This window comes from Rahnella sp. PCH160, from assembly GCF_047784855.1.
In the GTDB taxonomy this organism is placed as follows: Bacteria; Pseudomonadota; Gammaproteobacteria; order Enterobacterales; family Enterobacteriaceae; genus Rahnella.
The window spans coordinates 1013437-1036746 of record NZ_JBLOGT010000001.1 but is presented as its reverse complement, the minus strand read 5'-3'; the positions used below and the strand labels follow the sequence as shown (position 1 = coordinate 1036746).

Sequence of the window (23310 nt, the reverse complement as noted above, 5' to 3'; positions counted from 1 at the left end):
AAAATAATCCAGGATCCTTCCTGAGCCTTTTATATTGCGTTACTGATGAGCCAGTTATATTAGTTTTAGTAATCTGAACGTGGATGCAAAAGAAAAACTCAATCGAGAGTTTATGAAAATCTCATTACTCTACGCGGCTCCAGCTTTCCCATTCATTGATTTGTCCGGCGAACATTCATGTTACTCACAGTGCTTTATATTATTGGGATCACCGCAGAAGCCATGACAGGTGCTCTGGCGGCCGGGCGTCGTAAAATGGACACTTTCGGCGTCATTATTATTGCGGCAGCGACGGCTATTGGCGGCGGTTCTGTTCGTGACATGTTGTTGGGACATTATCCTTTAGGCTGGGTTAAGCACCCGGAATATATTGTCATTGTGGCCGTAGCCGCCATTATGACGACCTGGCTGGCTCCGCTGATGCAACACCTTCGCCGGTTATTCCTCGTACTTGATGCCGTAGGTCTGGTTGTATTTTCAATCATCGGGACACAGGTCGCGCTTGATATGGGCCACGGCGCAATCATCGCGTCAGTCTGTGCCGTAATTACAGGCGTTTTCGGCGGCGTACTGCGGGATATGATGTGTAATCAGATCCCGCTGGTCTTCCAGAAAGAAATCTACGCCGGGATCTCTTTCGCCTCCGCCTGGGTTTATATCGGCCTGCAATACCTCGCGTTGCCGCACAATCTGGTGGTGATCATCACCCTGCTTGTCGGTTTTACCGCACGTCTTATCGCGCTGCGCTTTCGTCTCGGGCTGCCGGTTTTCAATTATCCGCATTCAGACCATTAGATTGCCCCCGCCTTCAGGAGCTACTGAAAAGCAGGCAGTTCTGCCTGCTTTAGCCGCTCGGCCAGCGCCATAACCTGCGGGTGATGGATAAAGTCGTAAACTTGCCTGGCGCGTTTTTGCCCTATTCCCGTCATTGTTTCCCATTCACCGGAAGTTAACTGTTCCAGCAGACGCCAGCTTTGCCTTTGCTCCGCAAACTTCAGGGCGAAGGTCGGGAAACCCAGTGCTGACAACCAGTGTCTGAAGCCTTTTCCCCGCGCCAGCTGGATTTGCGCTATCAGTTTCTGCGCCTGCTTAACACTAACCCCCGGCACCGCCGCCATATCTTTCTCATTGAGATCTAACCACGCCACCAGTGAGTCAGTCGGGATCCCGTCGAGCAACTTTTGCCACGTCGCGCCACCAAACCCGGCCATATCTAATCCTTCAGGGCCGCTGAGCCAGACAAGACGCGAAAGAAACTGCTGCGCGCAGCCGGGTTCCGGTGTGAAACAAGAAAGCGTATCGAACTGTTGCGGATCAGGAAGGTTGATATCGGGCCGCTCGCTCACGCGCCATGTGACGTCATCAAGACGTGGAATCCCCTGCCCGGCCAGACTGATTGCAACCTGATCGCCGGGAAGGACATCCCATGCTTTAAAGCGGGCAACCGACCCCACGCTGACTTTATTCACCCATTTATCATCCAGCTTCAGCGTTTTCAGATTCAGAATCACGGTCACTTTTCCACTTCGACCCGTGGTTGTAGTAACACCCGAAACTTCCGTGAGTTGTCTGGCAGGCGGATATTTCCATGCAACGGCCCAGGTCGCTGACTTATTTTTCCAGTATTTACCGGCGGGCTCTTCTTGCTGGCGGATAACCACGCCATCGGTCGCAAAAGGCAACGGCTGGAGAAACCAGGTATCACGCCATTTCGATACGTCTTCCACCGAGTTCACCGCAAGTGTGAATTGAGAAACCGCAGGGAAACCTAAATCGCTCAGTGTTTGAAGATGCACCGACATGTCGGCGGGCCCGTCCGGCCATGACCAGACAAAGATGCCAATCTGGCTGAGCTGATCGGACACCGAATTTCGCATCATGGCTCCCGCCACTTTTGATCTCGCATTCATGCCGCCTTCAACGCTTTGTTGGTGACCGGTCATCTTCAGATACAGCTCACCCTGCAATACAAGCTCAGGGCTGTTATCGGGAATATTGAGGGGTATTGACGGTATAGAGGCCGCTTTGGCGGTCCAGTTCTGGCCTTTGGCACCATCTCCCCGGCTAAGCAAGGCCGCCAGTTTACCAAAGCGGTAAATCAGCGAAACGGCCACGCCATCGACTTTCGGCTGCACCCAGAGATTTTTACGCCCGCGCATCCAGTCTGATACAGCCTGTTTATCGCGTAATTTATTGAGCCCGGTATGCGCGACCGGATGAATAACAATGGCATTATTGCCACCCGGTATCACGAGTTCAGGTGATGGCAATCCGGCGCACTGCAGCCACCGGCTTTGTTTCTGGCGCAGGTTATCGTAAACGGAATCCTCGATCGGGCTGCTGCCAGAGACGTGGTAAGCCTTGTCCCATTGGGTCAGTTGTTCAGAAAGCTGATGTGTTTCCTGGGCCAGTTGTGCGGATGACCAAGCAGGGCAATCTTGCGGGAAGACCTCACTGGCCGCCGCAGGAAAAATAAAACAGAACACGCTGATAAAAAGAGTGAAACGGCGCATAAGCACCTCCTTGTGGGCACAAGTAAACGCTGTCGATATTTTATCTGCCAGTGCCAATGTTCGTTCTTGCGAGATGCTTTCCCGGTTATTTCATTCGTTGCTGTAATGCAAAGAAATTTTGGAATGCAGCGCGTAAATCTCCAAAAAGGGGCTATTTTCTCGGGCTTAGTTACGATGAAATACGTCGGAACGCTGCACCGAATGCGGCGAGCGTGTATACTGTGCGAGAGATCACTCTTCGCATACTTCCTATCAACCCAATCAGTTGAAACGTCATCATGGTTCAAGGCACGCTATATATTGTCTCCGCCCCAAGTGGAGCAGGTAAATCAAGTCTGATTCAGGCTTTACTGAAAACACAACCGCTCTACGACACACAGGTTTCTATTTCCCATACCACCCGTACAGAACGTCCGGGCGAGAAACATGGCGAACATTACTTCTTTGTCTCTAAAGAAGAGTTTCGCGAGATGATTGAACGTGATGCCTTTTTAGAACACGCAGAAGTTTTCGGTAATTATTACGGGACTTCACGTGAAACCATTGAGCAGGTTTTAGCGTCTGGCGTTGATGTTTTCCTGGATATCGACTGGCAAGGTGCCCAGCAGATCAGGAAAAGAATGCCGCAGGCACGCAGTATTTTCGTGTTGCCGCCATCAAAAGATGAGCTTGACCGTCGCCTGCGTGGCCGGGGTCAGGACAGCGAAGACGTTATCGCGAAACGGATGGCACAAGCCGTTGCTGAAATGACGCACTTTGCCGAATACGACTATTTAATTGTGAATGATGATTTTGATCTGGCTTTATCGGATTTAAAAACGATTATTCGCGCCGAACGTCTGCGTCTGAGCCGTCAACGGCTCCGTCATGACGGATTAATCACCAAACTATTGGCAGACTGAAGTCACTTTCAGTATTATGCCCAGTCTTTCGTCACCCTGTGGAGTAGCACATATATGGCACGCGTAACTGTTCAAGACGCTGTTGAGAAAATTGGTAACCGTTTTGACCTGGTGTTGGTGGCTGCTCGTCGCGCACGCCAGCTGCAATCTGGTGGTAAAGATCCACTGGTCGCTGAAGAAAACGACAAAGTGACTGTTATTGCCCTGCGCGAAATCGAAGAAGGCCTGATCACGAATCAGATCCTCGACGTTCGCGACCGTCAGGAACAGCAAGAACAGGAAGCCGCAGAGATTCAGGCAGTGACTGCCATCGCTGAAGGTCGTCGTTAATTAACGAAACGGATCTCACTTGTATATCTTTGAAAGCCTGAATCAACTGATTCAAAAATACCTGCCGGAGGAGCAAATTAAGCGCCTCGTGCAGGCTTACCTCGTCGCGCGGGACGCGCATGAGGGGCAGACACGCTCCAGCGGTGAGCCTTACATTACTCACCCGGTAGCCGTGGCATGTATTTTGGCTGAAATGAGGCTCGATCATGAGACTCTGATGGCGGCGTTATTACACGACGTTATCGAAGACACGCCTGCAACCTACCAGGATATGGAACAACTGTTCGGCAAAAGCGTTGCTGAACTGGTTGAAGGCGTTTCAAAGTTAGACAAGCTGAAATTCCGCGATAAGAAAGAAGCGCAGGCGGAAAACTTCCGCAAAATGGTCATGGCGATGGTGCAAGACATCCGCGTCATTTTGATCAAACTCGCTGACCGTACCCACAATATGCGCACGCTGGGTTCTCTTCGCCCGGACAAACGTCGTCGCATTGCCCGCGAAACGCTGGAAATTTACAGCCCGCTGGCTCACCGTTTGGGTATTCACCACCTGAAAACCGAGCTCGAAGAGCTGGGCTTCGAAGCACTCTATCCAAACCGCTATCGCGTCATCAAAGAAGTGGTGAAAGCCGCGCGTGGTAACCGTAAAGAGATGATCCAAAAAATCCTCTCTGAGATAGAAGGCCGTTTAACCGAAGCCGGTATTCAGTGCCGTGTGAGTGGTCGTGAAAAACACCTGTATTCGATCTATTGCAAAATGCACCTTAAAGAACAGCGTTTCCATTCCATTATGGATATCTACGCGTTCCGGGTGATCGTTAAAGAACTCGATACCTGTTACCGCGTGTTGGGCCAGGCGCACAGTCTGTACAAACCGCGTCCGGGTCGGGTCAAAGATTACATCGCCATTCCCAAAGCCAACGGCTATCAATCTCTGCATACCTCGTTAATCGGCCCGCACGGCGTTCCGGTTGAAGTACAAATCCGTACCGAAGATATGGATCAGATGGCAGAGATGGGGGTTGCGGCACACTGGGCTTATAAAGAGAACAGTGAAACCAGCACAACGGCGCAGATCCGTGCGCAACGCTGGTTGCAAAGCCTGCTCGAACTGCAACAGAGCGCAGGCAGCTCATTTGAATTTATCGAGAGCGTAAAATCAGATCTGTTCCCGGACGAGATTTACGTCTTCACGCCGGAAGGCCGTATTGTCGAATTGCCTGCGGGCGCGACCCCGGTCGACTTTGCATACGCCGTGCACACCGATATCGGCCATGCCTGCGTCGGTGCACGTGTTGATCGCCAGCCTTATCCGCTCTCGCAGCCGCTGACCAGTGGTCAGACTATCGAAATCATTACTGCACCGGGTGCCCGTCCTAACGCAGCATGGCTCAATTTTGTCGTCAGCTCACGCGCTCGCGCCAAAATTCGTCAGATGCTCAAGAACCTGAAACGCGATGATTCCGTTTCACTCGGTCGCCGTCTGCTGAACCATGCGCTGGGTGCCGGTAAAAAACTGTCAGACATTCCGCCAGAAAATATCAAAAACGAACTTGACCGCATGAAACTCGCGGCGATGGACGACTTACTGGCTGAAATTGGCCTCGGCAACGCCATGAGCGTCGTCGTGGCTAAAAATCTGATGGGCGATCAGTCTTCGATGGCAACATCGGGTACACGCAATTTGCCAATCAAAGGCGCAGATGGCGTGCTGATTACCTTCGCGAAATGCTGCCGCCCTATTCCGGGTGACCCGATCATTGCTCACGTAAGTCCGGGTAAAGGACTGGTGATTCACCATGAATCCTGTCGCAACATTCGCGGTTATCAGAAAGAACCTGAGAAATTCATGGCCGTTGACTGGGATAATCACCAGGAAACCGATCAGGAATTTATCGCTGAAATCAAAGTCGATATGTTCAATCATCAGGGCGCGCTGGCAAACCTGACCGCGGCGATTAATGCCGCGCAGTCAAACATCCAGAGTCTGAGCACTGAAGAAAAAGACGGCCGCGTATACAGTGCCTTTATCCGCCTGACGACCCGCGACCGCGTTCATCTGGCGAATATCATGCGTAAAATTCGCATCATGCCGGACGTCATCAAAGTTACCCGTAACAGAAACTGATTGTTATGACCCCAGAACGTTATGCACGCATCCGCGAAATGCTTGCGGCACGACAGCCAGACCTGACGGTCTGCATGGAACTGGTGCATAAACCGCATAACGTTTCTGCTGTCATCCGGACTGCCGACGCCGTTGGTGTTCACCAAATCCACGCCGTCTGGCCAACGACCCGAATGAAGACGCTGGTATCTTCTGCTGCGGGCAGTAACAGCTGGGTTCAGGTTAAAACGCACAAAACCATTCAGGATGCCGTCGCTAAAATGAAGGCGCAGGGTATGCAAATCCTTGCGACCCACCTGTCTGAAAAAGCCGTCGACTTCCGCTCGATTGATTACACCCGCCCGACTTGTGTTTTGCTTGGTCAGGAAAAAACCGGTATTACGCCCGAAGCTCTGGCGCTTGCAGACAACGATATCATTATTCCGATGATCGGGATGGTACAGTCACTGAACGTGTCTGTGGCCTCCGCTTTAATCCTGTACGAAGCGCAGCGCCAGCGTGAAAATGCCGGGATGTATAATCGTGAGAACAGCGTTTTAAGCGAGAAAGAACAGCAGCGTCTGCTCTTTGAAGGCGGTTATCCGGTCTTATCCCATGTGGCGCAACGCAAGAAATTACCGCGCCCATTCATCGATGAGACTGGCCAAATTATTGCTGATGATGACTGGTGGTCAGCAATGCAAATGACGGTGAAAAAAAGATGAAAGGCCGCCTGCTCGACGCCATCCCGCTCACCTCGCTCTCCGGCGTGGGAGCCAGTCAGGCAGACAAACTCGCTAAACTTGGTCTTGAAACTATTCAGGATCTGCTACTTCACCTTCCCCTGCGTTATGAAGACCGCACCCGCCTGTACACCATCAATGATTTATTGCCGGGCATCTTTGCGACTGTAGAAGGCGAGGTGCTGCGGAGTGATATCAGCTTTGGGCGTCGCAGAATGCTCACCTGCCAGATTAGTGATGGCACGGGATTACTGACATTGCGCTTTTTCAATTTCAACGCCGCAATGAAAAACAGTCTGGCTGCTGGCCGACGCGTGACGGCTTATGGCGAAATCAAACGCGGTACGCACGGCGCTGAAATTATTCATCCGGAATACCGCGTTCAGGGTGAAAACAGCGAAGTTGTTTTGCAAGAATCGCTGACGCCGGTTTATCCGACAACCGAAGGTATCCGTCAGGCCACACTGCGTAAACTGACCGATCAGGCGCTGGAATTGCTCGATACCGTGCCCATCGCTGAACTATTACCGGAAGAACTGAGCCGTTCGTTAATCCCGCTTCCCAAAGCGCTGCATTTGCTGCACAGGCCACCGCCTGACATTCAGCTGGCTGACCTGGAAAAAGGGCATCATCCGGCGCAGCGACGTCTGATTATGGAAGAGTTGCTGGCGCACAATCTGAGTATGCTGGCCGTCCGCGCCGGTACGCAAAGCTATAAAGCCATGCCGCTGCATCATGACGATCGTTTGAAAAATCAGTTCCTGGCCTCTTTGCCGTTCAGCCCGACCGGCGCACAGCAGCGGGTGGTAGCTGAAATCGAACAGGATTTAGCAAAAAACTATCCGATGATGCGGCTGGTTCAGGGCGACGTGGGTTCAGGCAAAACGCTGGTGGCGGCACTTGCCGCGCTTTGTGCGATTGCGCAGGGTCAGCAAGTCGGTCTGATGGCACCCACAGAATTACTTGCCGAACAACACGCCAATAATTTCCGTCAGTGGTTCGAGCCTCTGGGTATTCAGGTCGGATGGCTGGCGGGCAAACAGAAAGGTAAAGCCAGACAGGCACAACAGGACGCGATTGCCAGCGGCCAGGTTTCCATGGTTGTCGGGACTCACGCGATATTTCAGGAACAGGTTCTGTTCTCCTCGTTATCTCTTGTCATCATTGATGAACAGCACCGCTTCGGTGTGCATCAGCGGCTGGCATTGTGGGAAAAAGGTCTGCAACAGGGCTTCCATCCGCATCAGTTGATCATGACCGCAACACCCATCCCCCGGACGCTGGCAATGACCGCTTACGCCGATCTGGATACCTCGGTTATCGACGAACTTCCGCCGGGCAGAACGCCGGTGACGACCGTTGCGATTCCCGATACGCGCCGAAACGATATTATCAGCCGGGTGAAAAGCGCCTGCGAGCAGGAAAATCGTCAGGCTTACTGGGTTTGTACGCTGATTGAAGAATCTGAAATGCTGGAAGCTCAGGCAGCAGAAGCCACCTGGGAAGGGCTGAAAGAAGCGCTGCCTGCGCTGAATATCGGTCTGGTTCATGGCCGGATGAAAGCGCAGGAAAAACTGGCCGTCATGCAGGCGTTCAAACAGGGCGAAGTACAGCTTCTGGTGGCGACAACCGTCATCGAAGTGGGCGTCGACGTGCCCAATGCCAGCCTGATGATCATCGAAAACCCGGAACGTCTCGGGCTGGCGCAGTTACACCAGTTGCGTGGCCGCGTCGGCCGTGGTGCCGTCGCTTCTCACTGCGTGTTGTTGTACAAAACGCCGATGAGCAAAACAGCGCAGAAGCGCTTGCAGGTTTTACGCGACAGCAACGATGGTTTTGTCATTGCTCAGCAGGATTTAGAAATCCGCGGGCCGGGCGAATTACTGGGCACGCGCCAGACCGGCAGCGCCGAATTTAAAGTCGCAGACCTGCTGCGTGATCAGGCCATGATCCCCGATGTACAGCGTATAGCCCGTTATCTCCAGCAGCAGTTTCCCGATCATGCCAAAGCGCTGATTGAGCGATGGCTGCCGGAAAGAGTGCGTTACACCAACGCCTGATTTCCCCCTCTTGCTTTCCTGGTATGCCAAAACATTATTGAAAATGATGTTTTGGCTTCGATGTATTTTCCCCACGCATGCCCATTTCCGCCTCAAACCATTAAGACCTCTGGTTATTTGATGACCTTCACAGACTGGGGCAAAATCGGTAACCGGTTTCATACCCCGCCACTACACTGATGATAATTAAGGTAAGCCTGTCAGATCCTTTCACCATAAGGCCATTATCATCATGAGTATCAGCCAATCCCTCTTTGATTTTATAGAACAGAAAATCAGTCCGTTTGCGGCGAGATTGTCTTCTCAGCGCCATGTGATGGCGGTGCGTGACGGGTTTATTTCAGCAATGCCATTTATGATTGTTGGCTCATTTTTGCTGGTTTTCGTCCATCCGCCATTCTCTCCTGAATCCTCATGGGGATTCGCGCGAAGCTGGCTGGAACTGTCGGCAAAATATGAAGTACAAATTCTTACGCCGTTTAATATGACGATGGGGATTATGTCGATTTATATTGCGGCAGCCATCGCCTACAATCTGGCTCGAAGCTACAAGCTTGACCCGTTTATGACCGCGATGTTGTCGCTGATGTCGTTTCTGCTGGTGGCTGCGCCGCAAATTGATGAAAAAATGTCGACGGCTGCGCTGGGAGGCGTGGGGATTTTCACCGCTATTCTGGTAGCTATCTATGTGACAGAACTGACGCGGCTGCTGAAAAAATACAATATTGGCATCCGGCTTCCCGAACAGGTTCCTTCCAACATTAAGCATTCATTCGATCTGCTGATCCCGATTATTGCCGTCGTCATTACGCTGTTCCCGTTGAGTTTACTGGTGCAGTCGGGCTTCGACATGCTATTGCCGCAGGCCATTATGGCGCTGTTCGAACCACTGATTTCCGCAGCGGACTCCCTCCCCGCCGTCCTTTTAGCCGTGCTGATTTGCCATTTGCTGTGGTTTGCCGGTATCCACGGTTCGGCTATCGTTTCGGGGATGTTGCAGGCTTTCTGGCTGACCAATCTGGGGCTGAACCAGACCGATCTCGCCGCCGGTTTGCCGATGACACACATCATGACCGAAGCATTCTGGAACTTCCTGATCGTAATCGGCGGATCCGGTGCCACCATCGGGCTGGTCTTGCTCTTTTGCCGCAGCAAATCAGCGCATCTGCGCACCATGGGAAAACTCAGCCTGGTGCCGAGCTGCTTTAACATTAATGAGCCGGTGATTTTTGGCACGCCGATTGTGATGAATCCGGTGTTTTTCATCCCCTTCCTTCTCGCGCCGATGGTTAACGCCGTGATCGCCTACTGCGCCGTATCGACAGACCTTCTTCCGCATATGATTTCACTGGTTCCCTGGACGTCTCCGGCGCCGATTGGGGCTGCATGGGCAATGGGCTGGGATTTCAAAGTCTCGATTCTGGTGATCATGCTGATGCTGCTTTCGATGGTGATTTACTATCCGTTCTTCAAGGTTTACGAGAAGCAGTTACTGACGCAGGAAAAAGCGGCTGAAGCGGAAGCCGTGTTTACGGAAAAAGCAGAGGCGACTCAGTAAGCGATAAGTGAAGAAGCAAAAGCATAAAAACAGGCACCGTACATTCATTCAGGTGCCTGTTTACATTCAGATACCTGCCGGACACACCCGATTTTATCCCTGAAACTGACTAACACTTCCTCCGAAACAAACCGCAGCCGGGTAAACAGTTCATAAAAGAATTTTTAACGAAGATTTCACAGTTTGCATTGTCGTTAGCAAACGTTTGCTTTTGTCGCGTATTTCAATAAAAATGCCCGCTTTGCCGCTTATTGGAATGCCATAACATGAGTTCGCAAACCACAGAACAAGACTCGCAACAACCCGACCTTTCCCGCCAGCCAAAAAGTGAACTGATTTACCGGCTCGAAGACCGTCCGCCACTTCCTCAGACTCTGTTTGCCGCCTGTCAGCATTTACTGGCGATGTTTGTCGCGGTGATCACCCCCGCATTACTGATTTGCCAGGCGCTCGGTTTACCTGCGCAGGACACCCAGCACATCATCAGCATGTCGCTGTTTGCTTCGGGTCTGGCTTCCATTCTGCAAATTAAAACCTGGGGTCCCGTCGGTTCCGGTCTGCTCTCTATTCAGGGCACCAGTTTTAATTTTGTTTCACCCCTGATTATGGGGGGCTGGCGCTCAAAAACGGCGGCGCTGACGTTCCAACGATGATGGCCGCACTGTTCGGCACATTGATGCTGGCTTCCTGCACCGAAATCGTTTTGTCGCGTTTTCTGCACCTTGCACGCCGCGTCATTACCCCACTGGTTTCCGGCATTGTCGTGATGATTATCGGTCTTTCACTGATTCAGGTCGGGCTGACTTCGATTGGTGGCGGCTATGCAGCGATGAGCAATCATACGTTCGGCGCGCCTAAAAACCTGATTCTGGCGGCGGTCGTTCTGGTGGTTATCATTCTGCTCAACCGCCAGCGTAATCCGTACATGCGCGTCGCGTCTCTGGTTATCGCCATGGCCGTAGGGTATCTGGCGGCATGGATGATGGGCATGTTACCCGACGTTGCGCCAGCCGCGCAGAGCAGCTGGATTACGTTGCCGACGCCATTGTATTACGGGCTCGGCTTCGACTGGAATCTGCTGGTCCCGCTGATGCTTATCTTTATGGTGACGTCACTGGAAACCATCGGGGATATCACCGCGACGTCTGACGTTTCCGAACAGCCGGTCAGTGGCCCGCTGTACATGAAACGCATAAAAGGCGGCGTGCTGGCTAACGGCCTGAACTCGATGCTGTCAGCCGTATTCAATACCTTCCCGAATTCCTGTTTCGGCCAGAACAATGGCGTGATTCAGCTGACCGGCGTGGCCAGCCGTTATGTCGGTTTCGTGGTTGCGCTGATGCTGATCGTGTTGGGGCTTTTCCCGGCAGTCGCCGGATTTGTGCAGCACATTCCAGAGCCTGTTTTAGGCGGCGCAACCATCGTGATGTTCGGTACCATTGCGGCTTCCGGTGTACGTATCGTTTCCCGCGAGCGCCTGAACCGCCGCGCGATTATGATCATGGCGCTTTCTCTGGCCGTCGGCATGGGCGTTTCCCAGCAGCCGCTGATCCTGCAATTCGCGCCTGACTGGATAAAAACGCTGCTGTCTTCCGGTATTGCGGCTGGCGGTATTACCGCGATTGTTCTGAATCTGGTTTTCCCTCACGAAAAGTGATCACGGGATGTAATCCAGGTGTAACAGCGGCAGCGGGTCTGGAACCCCTGCCGCTTTTTATTGCCTCGCTTCTGCTAACTTGTTGAGAAAAGTCGCTGTTTGCGGCATAAACAAAGAATCTTTTTTCCTTTTTCCCGTTACAGGGCTCCAGACGATGAGATTTATCGGTAAAATTTTGCTGACGTTCGCCCTACTTCTGGTGCTGGCTATCGTGCTGGTGTACGTCTTATTACAAACCCGCTGGGCTGCCGGATGGGTCAGCCGCTGGATAAGCGACAACAGCGAATACCGGCTTTCGGTAGAAAAGCTCGATCACAACTGGTCAACACCCGGTCGTGTCACACTGACGAATGTCATCTTCGGGCAAAAAAATCAGCCTGAAATTCTGAATGCCGGAGAAGTCGATCTCGATTTGAGTTGGCGTCAGATTACTGACCCTTACTTTTTCAATCACGTTGTTCTGGCCAATGGCCGCCTGAATGTGAATCCTTCCACCAATACGCTGCCGTTCCAGGCTAATACGCTGCAACTGAGCAAGATGGCGCTGGCCGGGAATACCGCAGGTCTTGATATTCAGGGGCAGCAAATTAACGCCGGCATTTCGCCGTGGCAGCCGAAACCGAATCAGCTTCTGGGTGATAAAGCCGATTTCCAGCTGAGTGCATCGAGCCTGACGGTGAACGGGCTTCCGGCGGAAAACGTGCTGATTCAGGGCAATATCAACAATAGGAATCTGACATTGAGTAATTTCGGTGGCGATCTGGCACGCGGGCAACTGACCGGTAAAGCGACGCAGGCCGCCGACGGCAGCTGGAATATTGAGAATTTGCGTCTGAGTAATGTTCGCCTGCAAACGTCAAAAACGCTTTCGGCATTCTTTGATGATTTCCAGACATTGCCGAAAGTGACGATTCAGCGACTGGATCTGATTGATGCACGCTTGCAAGGCACCGACTGGGCCTTCAGTGATGTCGACCTTTCAGTACAGGACCTGACGCTGGAAAAAGGCGACTGGCAAAGTGATGACGGCGAAATCACGCTGAACGCGACGGACATGATTGACGGGAATCTGCATATTCAGGATCCGATCATCAGCCTCGACCTTTCCCCACAGGGGATTGCCATTAAGCAGGCCACCGCACGCTGGGAACGCAGTTTGCTGAGAACCACCGGAAACTGGCTGCGCGCAAACAAACGCCTGCAACTGGATGAGCTTTCCGTTGCCGGGCTGGAATACACGCTGCCACAGAACTGGAAACAGCTCTGGCTTCAGGCGTTGCCAGCTCCGCTTGCCGAAATTTCCATTAGCCGGTTCATCGCTAACCGGAATCTGATTATCGATATCAACCCGCAGTTCCCGTTCCAGATCACAGCGCTTGATGGTTTAGGCAGTAATTTGTTACTGGCGCGCAACCATCAGTGGGGGATCTGGGGCGGTAAGCTGAATCTCAACGCCAGTGAAGCCACGTTTAATCGCAATGATGTCCGTCGCCCTTCTATAACGCTGGACGCGAACGACAGCCAGGTGAATATATCCGAGCTAAGCGCCTTCACCAAAGAAGGATTACTGGAGGCAACGGCAACGGTAGATCAGCAACCACAGCGTCATTTCTCCGTAAAAATGAACGGTCGTGCGGTGCCAGCCAATGAGCTGGAAAACTGGGGATGGCCGCATCTCGCGCTGGACGGCAATGCCAATATGCAACTCAATTTGCAGGGGCAGATGCCGGCCAGCGTGGATTATAAACCCACGCTCAGAGGCAGTTTGCAGGTCACCGGCAGCAACGGGCAGACGGTGAATCAGCAGATGGTTAACGGGCTGGTTTCAGGCGCTGCACCGCAATAATCAATTTTGCGTCTGAACGTAAAAAGGCACCGTTTGCGCGGTGCCTTTTGTATTTACGCAAAGCGAATCAGTTGATTTCCGGTTCCAGCGGCGCGCCTGGCGCAGCCGGAAGCACCAGATAAGTGCCTTCAAACACGGCACCGTCGGTCTCGTCACCGTATAAATTCACTTCAAGCTGCACGCGCGCCTTACGCCCACGAGCAAGCCGGTCAAGGTCACCCCGGACGGAGCCCAAATCGGCGATGGCTCGCGGTCTGCCGGTCACTGGCGTGCTGTAGCGGATGTGTGCATCGGCCAGCACGATAGTGCCGCCCAGATGGCGTTCACGCAGCAATAACCAGATGAGCCCCCAGCCGGTCAGCGTGGCCAGCGAGAACAAACTGCCTGCAAACAACGTGTGATGAGGATTCTGATTACCTGTTTCCGGCATCGTGGTCACGAATCGCTGGCCGGTGTACTGGCTGATGCGTACCCCCATTTTTTCACTCAACGGGATATGATCGTACCAGGCCTGCTGCAACTGACCGCACCAGTCGGGGCGGTGCAAAATATCGTCCAGCGTTTCGACCGGTTTGATCATCAGAAAATGGCGAACCGGCGTCGTTTGCGGCGTGGTGATTTCACCCTGATTCACAAAACCCAGCTTGGCAAAGAATTCCACGGCATCTTCACGCGCGCTACACACCACACGCTTCACGCCTTCCTGCCGCGCGACAGACTCCAGTGTCATCGCCACCAGCGTCCCCAGCCCTTTATCCTGCACATTCGGATTAACCGCCAGAAAACGGATTGAGGCCTCGTTATCGGCATTGATATATAAACGGCCAACCGCAACCGGATCACCGTTTTCATCCACCACCATCTGGTGATGCGCAATCGAATCGTAGGCATCACGTTCTGAACCTTCTGGCTGATGCAACGGTTTGCGCAGCATTTCCCAGCGGAATCGGTAATAAGCGGCCAGCTCTTTTTCGGTCGTCGGTACTCTCAGGTGATACATAGATGCTTTCTCTCCGGCGTTATGCCTTATCGATCAGACTTGTAGCCAGAAGGTCACCGGCCCGTCATTCACCAGCGCCACTTTCATATCTGCGGCGAAACGGCCCGTTTCGGTAGCAATACCTTTTTCACGGCATTGTCCGCAAAAATACTGATACAACCGGTCAGCTTCCTGCGGCTCTGCGCCCTGAGAGAAGCCCGGACGCATGCCTTTTTGGGTGTCAGCCGCCAGCGTAAACTGCGAAACCACCAGCAAACTGCCGACAGCCTGCTGAACGTTCAGGTTCATTTTGTCATTCTGGTCACCGAATATCCGGTACCCGATCACCCGTTCACAAAGACGTTTGGCCTTTTGTTCGTCATCGCCCCGCTCAACGCCCAGCAAAACCAGTAATCCCGGCCCGATTTCACTACAGATATTTCCGTCGATAGTCACGCTGGCATTCAATACCCGCTGAATTAACGCAATCATACAAATCCTTCAGACTTATTTTTCTGCTGCTCCTTGTTGAGCAGACTGCAATTTTCTCAGGGAACGAAACTCGCCAAGCGTAACGGTGATTTCTGCGCCAAGAAGCACGATACACCAGCTGACATAGACCCAAAGAAATAAAATAGGAATCACCGCCAGTACACCGTAAATCAACTGATAAGACGGGAAAAGCTGAATGTACAGCGCGAAGATTTTTTTACTCAATTCAAATAATGCACCGGAAACCAGCGCGCCGACCAGCGCATCTTTGGACGGAACCCGGACGGTGGGCACCACCTGATAGAGCAGCCAGAAGGAAACCCAGGAAATCAATAACGGCAGAACCCGCAGGGAATGGTCGATGACAGAATGTACGCCGCTGATGTTCAGCCAGTTCAGCGAGAGAAGGTACGAACTGACGGCCACGCTGGCCACCAGCAGGATTGGTCCGAGCGTCAGCACCATCCAGTAGACGGCAAATGAGAAGACGATCGGGCGTTTGGTTTTGCTGTCCCATATTTTATTCAGCACGCTGTCGACAGACGCGATCAGCAGCAGCGCTGTGACGATGAGCCCGCAGGTGCCCACCGCCGTCATTTTGCTGGAGTTGGCGACAAACTGTTCGAGATAACGCTGGATGACATTGCCGGTCGCTGGCATGAAATTGGAAAAAATGAATGTTTTGAGCTGCGCGCTGATATCCGAAAACACCGGAAACAGCGCAAACAATGAAAAGACCACCGCAATCAGCGGGACCAGTGAAAGCAAAGAAACATAGGCTAAATGGCCCGCAAGAAGCGTCAGGCCATCTTTATCTGAGCGCTTTAAGAGCAGGTGGATAAATTTCCACAATGATTTCGGGTAGTGGCTCAGTGCCCTTTTTTGCATCCTTTCATCCTTCAGGAAAAGTATTTTGGTACGGTTTGATTGTCTTCCACCCACACCGCTTCGATTCCGGCCGCACGGGCAGCCTCAATATTCTCGACCACATCGTCAAAGAAGACCGTCTCAGCCGCACTGAAACCTTCTTTTTCAAGCACATGCTGGAAAATTTCCGGCTCGGGTTTACGCATTCCTAAATTTTGCGAGAGGTACATCGCATCAGTGTTGGCTTCAATTTCAGGATAGTGATGAGGCCAGAAATCCAGATGCAGGCGGTTGGTATTCGACAATACGACAACGCGATGGCCTTCTTCGCGCAGTTTCTTGAATACCGTAATCACCTCAGGCCGCAGCCCGACGAAGATGGCTTGCCAGCCTGCGCTGAACTGCTCAAAACTGAGCGCAATGCCCATTTCATGGCATAGATCGGCGGCAAACTGTTCATCGCTGATTTCGCCACGTTCGTGCTTCTGGAATACCTCACCCATTGAGAATCGCTCAGTCAGCGTTGCCAGCGGCGTACCGCTCAGATGGCTCCACACGCCGAGCACTCGTTTGAAATCAATATCAATAATGACGTTTCCCATATCAAAAATGTACAGCATTGCACGCTCCTGATTTCAAAGATGACTTTTAACTTTAGCGGTAAAACGTACAGGTGAACAGTGACAGATGCGTGGGGTTTAGCGCAGGTTAGGAAAAAAAACACAAAAAAAACAGGGTACCCAAAGGCACCCTGTTTCTGTTTAACGGCTTGCGTAAAAGAAGATTAACCTTCTTTTGGACCACGCATTGCACGTTTACGGTCGTTCTCGGTCAGGTGACGTTTACGAATACGCACAGACGTCGGAGTCACTTCGACCAGTTCGTCATCATCGATGAATTCCAGAGCTTGCTCCAGAGACATTTTGATAGCAGGAACCAGAGTCGTCGCTTCGTCAGTACCGGACGCACGCATGTTGGTCAGTTTCTTACCGGTCAGGCAGTTCACGGTCAGGTCGTTAGAACGTGAGTGAATACCGATGATCTGGCCTTCATACACTTCTGCGCCGTGGCCCAGGAACAATTTACCGCGGTCTTGCAGGCTGAACAGTGCGAACGCAACTGCTTTACCCTGACCGTTGGAAATCAGAACGCCGTTCTGACGCTGACCGATTTCGCCCTGACGGACGTCATCGTAATGGCTGAACGTGGAGTACAGCAGACCGGTACCTGAAGTCATGGTCATGAATTCAGTACGGAAGCCGATCAGACCACGAGCAGGGATCAGGTAATCAAGACGGATACGACCTTTACCGTCTGGGATCATGTCTTTGACATCGCCTTTACGCTCACCCATGGCCTGCATTACAGAACCCTGGTGTTGCTCTTCGATATCCAGTGTCACGTTCTCGAATGGCTCTTGCATACGGCCATCGATTTTACGGTTGATTACTTTAGGACGGGAAACCGCCAGCTCGAAACCTTCGCGACGCATATTTTCGATCAGAACCGACAGGTGAAGTTCACCACGGCCTGAAACGCGGAATGCATCAGCATCTTCAGTTTCTTCAACACGCAATGCAACGTTGTGCACCAGTTCTTTGTTCAGACGGTCAAGGATCTGACGTGAAGTCACATACTTACCTTCTTTACCACAGAACGGAGAGGTGTTAACACAGAAGTACATGGTCACGGTTGGTTCATCAACGCTCAGCGCTGGCAGTGCTTCAACATTTGTCGGGTCACAGATTGTGTCGGAAATGTTCAGCTCACCCAGACCGGTGATTGCGATGATGTCGCCAGCTTCAGCAACGGTCGCTTCGATACGCTCAAGGCCCATGTGGGTCAGAACTTTACCGACTTTACCGTTACGTGTTTTACCTTCGCTGTCGATCACAGTGACCTGTTGGTTAGGTTTAACAGTACCACGCTTGATACGACCGATGCCGATGACGCCAACATAGTTGTTGTAGTCCAGCTGAGAGATTTGCATCTGGAAAGGCGCTTCCATCTCAACTTGTGGCGGAGATACGTGGTCAACAATTGCCTGGTACAGCGGGGTCATGTCTTCGGCCATATCGTTATGGTCGTTACCCGCGATACCCAACAGTGCAGATGCATAGATGATTGGGAAGTCGAGTTGTTCGTCAGTTGCGTCAAGGTTTACGAACAGGTCGAAGACCTGATCAACAACCCAGTCAGGACGCGCGCCAGGGCGGTCAACTTTGTTGATTACCACGATCGGCTTCAGACCATTAGCGAATGCTTTTTTGGTCACGAAACGGGTTTGCGGCATTGGGCCATCCATTGCATCCACAACCAGCAGCACCGAGTCGACCATTGACATCACACGCTCTACCTCACCGCCGAAGTCGGCGTGTCCAGGGGTATCCACGATGTTGATGCGGTAGTCTTTCCAATTAATGGCGGTGTTTTTTGCGAGGATGGTAATCCCACGCTCTTTCTCCAAATCGTTGGAGTCCATTACGCGTTCGGTAGCTTCTACACGTTCTCCGAAAGTACCGGATTGTTGCAGCAGTTTGTCGACCAGGGTGGTTTTACCATGGTCAACGTGGGCAATAATGGCGATGTTACGCAAATTTTCGATCACAGCTTTGCCTCAGGCATTAGAAATAGCGCGCTATTGTACACGTATTAAGCGAGGTTCTAAACAAGATCACAAGGATCTTGTTGAAACAACTTGTGGATGGCTACTTTGTGATCCCTTTCACGGTGCAAAAGAACCAATGAACCATTATGACGCACCTTTTTGGTGCCTTGCATCTCACGATTAGCACCATTGTAGTGCATGAATTCCGTTATGGTGCATACTTATTGAGTGCAAAAGCCCTGTAAAATGGCGTTGTTTGCATTTTCTCAAAGTTGGCACAGTTTTCGCTAATACTTTTTAGAGTAAAAGTTTTTTAGGGTAAAAAGTTTTTACAGGGTGAAAAGAGTCTGATCAGACAAATGATAGTGCTGTTTAGGCCACACGCCAGTTCAAGTAAGGCTGTTATTTCCAACTAAAGACCAAAAATGGTTATTCGTTCCACGACGATAATGAGAAATTCGGGAGAACTAGTATGTCCGCTGAACACGTTTTGACGATGCTGAATGAGCATGAAGTGAAATTCGTAGATTTGCGTTTCACTGACACCAAGGGTAAAGAACAGCACGTCACCATTCCAGCGCACCAGGTAAGCGCTGACTTCTTCGAAGAAGGCAAAATGTTTGATGGTTCATCCATCGGTGGCTGGAAAGGCATTAACGAATCTGACATGGTTCTGATGCCAGATGCGAGCACTGCTGTTCTTGACCCATTCTACGAAGAAACCACGCTGATCATTCGCTGCGACATCCTTGAGCCAACCACTCTGCAAGGTTATGACCGCGACCCACGCTCTACCGCAAAACGTGCAGAAGACTTCCTGCGCTCTTCCGGTATCGCGGACACCGTCCTGTTCGGGCCAGAACCAGAATTTTTCCTGTTTGATGATGTGCGCTTCGGCAGCAGCATCTCCGGTTCCCACGTTGCTATCGATGATATCGAAGGCGCATGGAATTCAAGCACCAAATACGAAGGCGGCAACAAAGGCCACCGTCCTGCAGTTAAAGGTGGTTACTTCCCGGTTCCTCCGGTCGACTCCTCCCAGGATCTGCGTTCTACCATGTGTCTGACCATGGAAGAAATGGGCCTGGTTGTTGAAGCCCACCACCACGAAGTAGCAACGGCTGGCCAGAACGAAGTGGCAACACGCTTCAACACGCTGACCAAGAAAGCTGACGAAATCCAAATCTACAAATACGTGGTTCACAACGTTGCTCACGCATTTGGCAAAACGGCGACCTTCATGCCAAAACCAATGTTTGGCGATAACGGTTCCGGTATGCACTGCCACATGTCTTTGTCCAAGAACGGTAATAACCTGTTCTCTGGTGACAAATACGGCGGCCTGTCTGAAATGGCACTGTTCTACATCGGCGGTATCATCAAACACGCTAAAGCGATCAACGCCTACGCTAACCCGACGACCAACTCCTACAAGCGTTTGGTCCCGGGCTACGAAGCACCCGTCATGCTGGCGTATTCTGCGCGTAACCGTTCTGCGTCTATCCGTATTCCACACGTATCCAGCCCGAAAGCAATGCGTATCGAAGCACGCTTCCCTGATCCAGCGGCTAACCCATACCTGGCGTTTGCTGCACTGATGATGGCTGGCCTGGACGGTATCATCAACAAGATCCACCCTGGCGACGCGATGGATAAAAACCTGTATGACCTGCCACCGGAAGAAGAAGCAGAAATTCCAAAAGTTGCAGGTTCACTGGAAGAAGCTCTGAACGCACTGAACGAAGACCGTGAGTTCCTGACTCGCGGCGGCGTGTTCACTGATGACGCTATCGATGCATACATCGGTCTGCGTAAAGAAGAAATGGACCGTGTGCGCATGACTCCACACCCGGTTGAGTTCGAACTGTACTACAGCGTTTAATTTCTGATTAAACCCTGAACTCAGCGCCAGTCGTTTGGCCGGTGCTGAGCGTAATACCCGACTGAAGGCCTGGTAGTCAGAAAGCCTTTAGCGTCAAAATTAAGTAAGACGATTTTATTTGTTGCCGTGGAAACTTTCAGCCCATCTCCGGATGGGCTTTTTTCTCCACACTCTTTCCTGCTTAACCCCTCTGACCCGTGATTTCGCCGGGTAGCGAGATAAAAATGCACCCATCAGGTGCGGGAGACTGCGGTATGGCAACTGGCAAGCTGCCCGATGCTGGGCAGATCCTGAATTCCTTAATCAACAGCGTTCTGTTGTTGGACGACGATTTGGCTGTGCATTATGCCAATCCTGCCGCTCAGCAGTTACTGGCGCAAAGTTCCCGCAAACTCTTTGGCACCCCTTTGCCGGAACTGGTGGGGTATTTTTCGCTCAATATCGAGTTAATGCGTGAAAGTCTGACCGCCGGACAGGGCTTTACAGACAGCGAAGTGACCTTAGTGGTCGATGGCCGCGCACATGTGTTGTCACTGACCGCACAGATGCTGCCGGAAGGTTTCATTCTGGTCGAACTGGCGCCGATGGATAACCAGAGACGCCTGAGTCAGGAACAACTGCAACATGCTCAACAGGTTGCCGCGCGTGATTTGATCCGCGGCCTGGCCCATGAAATTAAAAACCCGCTCGGCGGGCTGCGTGGTGCTGCCCAGTTGTTATCCAGAGCATTGCCCGACCCGGCTCTGCTGGAATACACCAAAGTTATTATTGAGCAGGCTGACCGTCTGCGTAATTTGGTTGATCGCCTGCTGGGGCCACAACGCCCTAGCCAGCACGTCACACAAAGTATTCATCAGGTTGCCGAACGCGTTTGCCAGTTGGTGTCGATGGAAAAGCCGGATAACGTTCAATTAGTGCGGGACTATGACCCTAGCCTGCCGGAACTGGCCCACGACCCGGATCAGATAGAACAGATTTTGTTAAACATCACCCGCAACGCATTGCAGGCGCTCGGGGACGAAGGCGGCACAATTACGTTGCGCACGCGCACTGCTTTCCAGATTACGTTACACGGCGTGCGTTATCGTCTGGTGGCCCGTATCGATATTGAAGATGACGGCCCCGGCGTACCGGCGCATTTGCAGGACACCCTTTTTTACCCCATGGTCAGTGGCCGCGAAGGGGGCACCGGTTTAGGCCTGTCCATCGCACGCAGTTTGATTGATCAGCATTCGGGTAAAGTTGAATTTAACAGTTGGCCAGGACACACCGAATTCTCGGTTTTCCTGCCTATTCGCCAGTGAGGTTCTTATGCAACGAGGGATAGTCTGGATCGTCGATGACGATAGCTCCATCCGCTGGGTACTTGAACGCGCGCTCACCGGAGCCGGTTTAACCTGCACCACGTTTGACAGCGGCAATGAAGTGCTTGATGCCATTGCGACTCAAACCCCTGACGTTTTGTTATCAGATATTCGTATGCCCGGCATGGACGGTTTAGCGCTGTTAAAACAGATTAAACAACGCCATCCGATGCTTCCGGTCATCATAATGACAGCGCATTCCGATCTGGATGCAGCGGTCAGCGCCTATCAGCAAGGTGCATTTGATTATCTGCCAAAACCGTTCGATATCGATGAAGCCGTTGCGCTTGTCGAACGTGCGATTAGTCATTATCAGGAACAACAGCAACCGGCCCGCACCCAGCCAGCCAGCGGCCCGACGGCGGATATTATTGGTGAAGCGCCAGCAATGCAGGATGTGTTCCGCATTATTGGCCGGTTATCACGCTCCTCAATCAGCGTACTGATTAACGGGGAATCGGGTACCGGTAAAGAGCTGGTCGCCCATGCCCTACACCGCCACAGCCCGCGCGCCAAAGCGCCGTTTATCGCACTGAATATGGCGGCGATCCCGAAAGACCTGATTGAGTCCGAATTATTCGGGCACGAGAAAGGCGCATTTACCGGGGCCAATACCATCCGGCAGGGACGTTTTGAGCAGGCCGATAACGGCACGCTGTTCCTCGATGAAATTGGTGATATGCCGCTCGACGTACAAACCCGCCTGCTGCGCGTGCTGGCTGACGGGCAGTTCTACCGGGTCGGTGGCTATGCGCCAGTGAAAGTGGATGTCCGGATTATTGCGGCCACCCACCAGAATCTGGAGCTGAGGGTTCAGGAAGGCAAATTCCGTGAGGATTTATTCCACCGTCTGAATGTCATCCGCGTGCACCTGCCTCCACTGCGTGAACGTCGTGAAGATATTCCGCGTCTGGCGCGTTACTTCCTGCAAGTTGCGGCGAAAGAGCTGGGTGTTGAAGCCAAGAATCTTCACCCTGAAACTGAAACGGCGCTGACGCGCCTGCCGTGGCAGGGGAACGTGCGCCAGCTGGAAAACACCTGCCGCTGGTTAACCGTTATGGCCGCCGGTCAGGAAGTGTTAATTCAGGATTTACCGAGCGAACTGTTTGAAACGACAGCGCCAGAAACGGGCGGCCAAAGCCTGCCGGACAGCTGGGCAACGCTGCTGGCACAATGGGCCGATCGCGCCCTGCGTTCCGGTCATCAAAACCTGCTGTCAGAAGCACAGCCGGAAATGGAGCGTACGCTATTGACCACGGCTCTGCGTCACACTCAGGGGCACAAACAGGAAGCTGCACGCTTGCTCGGATGGGGGCGAAATACCCTGACCCGTAAACTGAAAGAATTAGGCATGGAATAACGTCATTTGTCTGAAAGCAAAACAGCCGCAGATGCGGCTGTT

Annotated in this window: 17 protein-coding genes and 1 pseudogene; 12 read left to right on the top strand and 6 right to left on the bottom strand. The window is 52.3% G+C overall.

From position 1 onward, the window contains the following. Window positions 1-177: 177 nt before the first annotated feature. The gene (locus ACM5QY_RS04725) at window positions 178-795 is read left to right on the top strand and encodes a trimeric intracellular cation channel family protein (protein WP_104923931.1); all 618 of its coding nucleotides are present in this window, start codon (window positions 178-180) and stop codon (window positions 793-795) included. Between the two features lie 20 nt (window positions 796-815). Here the strand turns inward: ACM5QY_RS04725 and ligB are convergent, their stop codons facing one another. Beyond that, entirely contained in the window at window positions 816-2513 is a 1698-nt protein-coding gene (gene ligB / locus ACM5QY_RS04720; RefSeq protein ID WP_416119449.1) for an NAD-dependent DNA ligase LigB, read from the bottom strand. Between the two features lie 278 nt (window positions 2514-2791). On the opposite strand from ligB, the gene gmk reads away from it, so the two are divergent. The 8 genes and pseudogenes from gmk to ACM5QY_RS04680 all read left to right on the top strand — a co-directional run bounded on the left by gmk (window position 2792) and on the right by ACM5QY_RS04680 (window position 13716). Next, the gene (gene gmk / locus ACM5QY_RS04715; RefSeq protein ID WP_416119447.1) at window positions 2792-3415 is read left to right on the top strand and encodes a guanylate kinase; all 624 of its coding nucleotides are present in this window, start codon (window positions 2792-2794) and stop codon (window positions 3413-3415) included. A gap of 54 nt (window positions 3416-3469) precedes the next feature. Further along, a complete protein-coding gene (gene rpoZ, locus ACM5QY_RS04710; protein ID WP_013577639.1) occupies window positions 3470-3745 on the top strand; it encodes a DNA-directed RNA polymerase subunit omega in 276 nt (91 codons plus the stop codon). A 19-nt stretch (window positions 3746-3764) separates the two neighbouring features. Beyond that, window positions 3765-5873, top strand: coding sequence for a bifunctional GTP diphosphokinase/guanosine-3',5'-bis pyrophosphate 3'-pyrophosphohydrolase (gene spoT / locus ACM5QY_RS04705; RefSeq protein WP_416119446.1), 2109 nt, complete (start codon window positions 3765-3767; stop codon window positions 5871-5873). A 5-nt stretch (window positions 5874-5878) separates the two neighbouring features. Continuing rightward, window positions 5879-6577, top strand: coding sequence for a tRNA (guanosine(18)-2'-O)-methyltransferase TrmH (trmH, locus tag ACM5QY_RS04700; protein ID WP_416119445.1), 699 nt, complete (start codon window positions 5879-5881; stop codon window positions 6575-6577). Further along, complete coding sequence (gene recG, locus ACM5QY_RS04695; RefSeq protein WP_416119444.1) at window positions 6574-8655, top strand: ATP-dependent DNA helicase RecG; 2082 nt, start codon at window positions 6574-6576, stop codon at window positions 8653-8655. The genes trmH and recG overlap by 4 nt, the downstream gene beginning before the upstream one ends. A 232-nt stretch (window positions 8656-8887) precedes the next feature. Continuing rightward, a complete protein-coding gene (locus ACM5QY_RS04690) occupies window positions 8888-10213 on the top strand; it encodes a PTS sugar transporter subunit IIC (RefSeq protein ID WP_416119443.1) in 1326 nt (441 codons plus the stop codon). Between the two features lie 266 nt (window positions 10214-10479). Beyond that, window positions 10480-11870, top strand: a pseudogene (locus tag ACM5QY_RS04685) (uracil-xanthine permease family protein). Between the two features lie 154 nt (window positions 11871-12024). After that, on the top strand, window positions 12025-13716 hold the full coding sequence (locus ACM5QY_RS04680) for an AsmA family protein (RefSeq protein ID WP_416119441.1): 1692 nt from the start codon (window positions 12025-12027) through the stop codon (window positions 13714-13716). 67 nt (window positions 13717-13783) lie between these two features. Here ACM5QY_RS04680 and fabY read toward each other — a convergent pair whose 3' ends face one another. The 5 genes from fabY to typA form a co-directional block, all read right to left on the bottom strand. Continuing rightward, window positions 13784-14716 carry a fatty acid biosynthesis protein FabY gene (fabY, locus tag ACM5QY_RS04675; protein WP_416119440.1) on the bottom strand — a complete coding sequence of 311 codons (933 nt, stop codon included), beginning with the start codon at window positions 14714-14716 and terminating at the stop codon, window positions 13784-13786. 33 nt (window positions 14717-14749) lie between these two features. Further along, entirely contained in the window at window positions 14750-15187 is a 438-nt protein-coding gene (dtd, locus tag ACM5QY_RS04670; RefSeq protein ID WP_416119439.1) for a D-aminoacyl-tRNA deacylase, read from the bottom strand. Window positions 15188-15202: 15 nt separating this feature from the next. Then, window positions 15203-16075 carry a virulence factor BrkB family protein gene (locus ACM5QY_RS04665; RefSeq protein ID WP_416119438.1) on the bottom strand — a complete coding sequence of 291 codons (873 nt, stop codon included), beginning with the start codon at window positions 16073-16075 and terminating at the stop codon, window positions 15203-15205. 11 nt (window positions 16076-16086) lie between these two features. Further along, complete coding sequence (gene yihX / locus ACM5QY_RS04660) at window positions 16087-16674, bottom strand: glucose-1-phosphatase (RefSeq protein WP_416119437.1); 588 nt, start codon at window positions 16672-16674, stop codon at window positions 16087-16089. 164 nt (window positions 16675-16838) lie between these two features. Further along, complete coding sequence (gene typA / locus ACM5QY_RS04655; protein ID WP_416119435.1) at window positions 16839-18662, bottom strand: ribosome-dependent GTPase TypA; 1824 nt, start codon at window positions 18660-18662, stop codon at window positions 16839-16841. A gap of 472 nt (window positions 18663-19134) precedes the next feature. Between typA and glnA the strand changes: the two genes are divergently transcribed. The 3 genes from glnA to glnG all read left to right on the top strand — a co-directional run bounded on the left by glnA (window position 19135) and on the right by glnG (window position 23268). Continuing rightward, a complete protein-coding gene (gene glnA, locus ACM5QY_RS04650) occupies window positions 19135-20544 on the top strand; it encodes a glutamate--ammonia ligase (protein WP_101079951.1) in 1410 nt (469 codons plus the stop codon). Between the two features lie 254 nt (window positions 20545-20798). After that, window positions 20799-21848, top strand: a complete 1050-nt coding sequence (gene glnL, locus ACM5QY_RS04645) for a nitrogen regulation protein NR(II) (RefSeq protein ID WP_416119433.1) — start codon at window positions 20799-20801, stop codon at window positions 21846-21848. A 7-nt stretch (window positions 21849-21855) separates the two neighbouring features. After that, on the top strand, window positions 21856-23268 hold the full coding sequence (glnG, locus tag ACM5QY_RS04640; RefSeq protein WP_104923917.1) for a nitrogen regulation protein NR(I): 1413 nt from the start codon (window positions 21856-21858) through the stop codon (window positions 23266-23268). Window positions 23269-23310: the final 42 nt, after the last annotated feature.

What these genes read in the sequence shown, in the direction of transcription:
- glnA (WP_101079951.1), top strand. Translation starts at nt 19,135, where the DNA reads ATGTCCGCTGAACACGTTTTGACGATGCTGAATGAGCATGAAGTGAAA.
- trmH (WP_416119445.1), top strand. Translation starts at nt 5,879, where the DNA reads ATGACCCCAGAACGTTATGCACGCATCCGCGAAATGCTTGCGGCACGA.
- gmk (WP_416119447.1), top strand. Translation starts at nt 2,792, where the DNA reads ATGGTTCAAGGCACGCTATATATTGTCTCCGCCCCAAGTGGAGCAGGT.
- rpoZ (WP_013577639.1), top strand. Translation starts at nt 3,470, where the DNA reads ATGGCACGCGTAACTGTTCAAGACGCTGTTGAGAAAATTGGTAACCGT.
- ACM5QY_RS04680 (WP_416119441.1), top strand. Translation starts at nt 12,025, where the DNA reads ATGAGATTTATCGGTAAAATTTTGCTGACGTTCGCCCTACTTCTGGTG.
- ACM5QY_RS04690 (WP_416119443.1), top strand. Translation starts at nt 8,888, where the DNA reads ATGAGTATCAGCCAATCCCTCTTTGATTTTATAGAACAGAAAATCAGT.
- glnG (WP_104923917.1), top strand. Translation starts at nt 21,856, where the DNA reads ATGCAACGAGGGATAGTCTGGATCGTCGATGACGATAGCTCCATCCGC.
- ACM5QY_RS04725 (WP_104923931.1), top strand. Translation starts at nt 178, where the DNA reads ATGTTACTCACAGTGCTTTATATTATTGGGATCACCGCAGAAGCCATG.
- dtd (WP_416119439.1), bottom strand. Translation starts at nt 15,187, where the DNA reads ATGATTGCGTTAATTCAGCGGGTATTGAATGCCAGCGTGACTATCGAC.
- ligB (WP_416119449.1), bottom strand. Translation starts at nt 2,513, where the DNA reads ATGCGCCGTTTCACTCTTTTTATCAGCGTGTTCTGTTTTATTTTTCCT.
- fabY (WP_416119440.1), bottom strand. Translation starts at nt 14,716, where the DNA reads ATGTATCACCTGAGAGTACCGACGACCGAAAAAGAGCTGGCCGCTTAT.
- yihX (WP_416119437.1), bottom strand. Translation starts at nt 16,674, where the DNA reads ATGCTGTACATTTTTGATATGGGAAACGTCATTATTGATATTGATTTC.
- recG (WP_416119444.1), top strand. Translation starts at nt 6,574, where the DNA reads ATGAAAGGCCGCCTGCTCGACGCCATCCCGCTCACCTCGCTCTCCGGC.
- ACM5QY_RS04665 (WP_416119438.1), bottom strand. Translation starts at nt 16,075, where the DNA reads ATGCAAAAAAGGGCACTGAGCCACTACCCGAAATCATTGTGGAAATTT.
- glnL (WP_416119433.1), top strand. Translation starts at nt 20,799, where the DNA reads ATGGCAACTGGCAAGCTGCCCGATGCTGGGCAGATCCTGAATTCCTTA.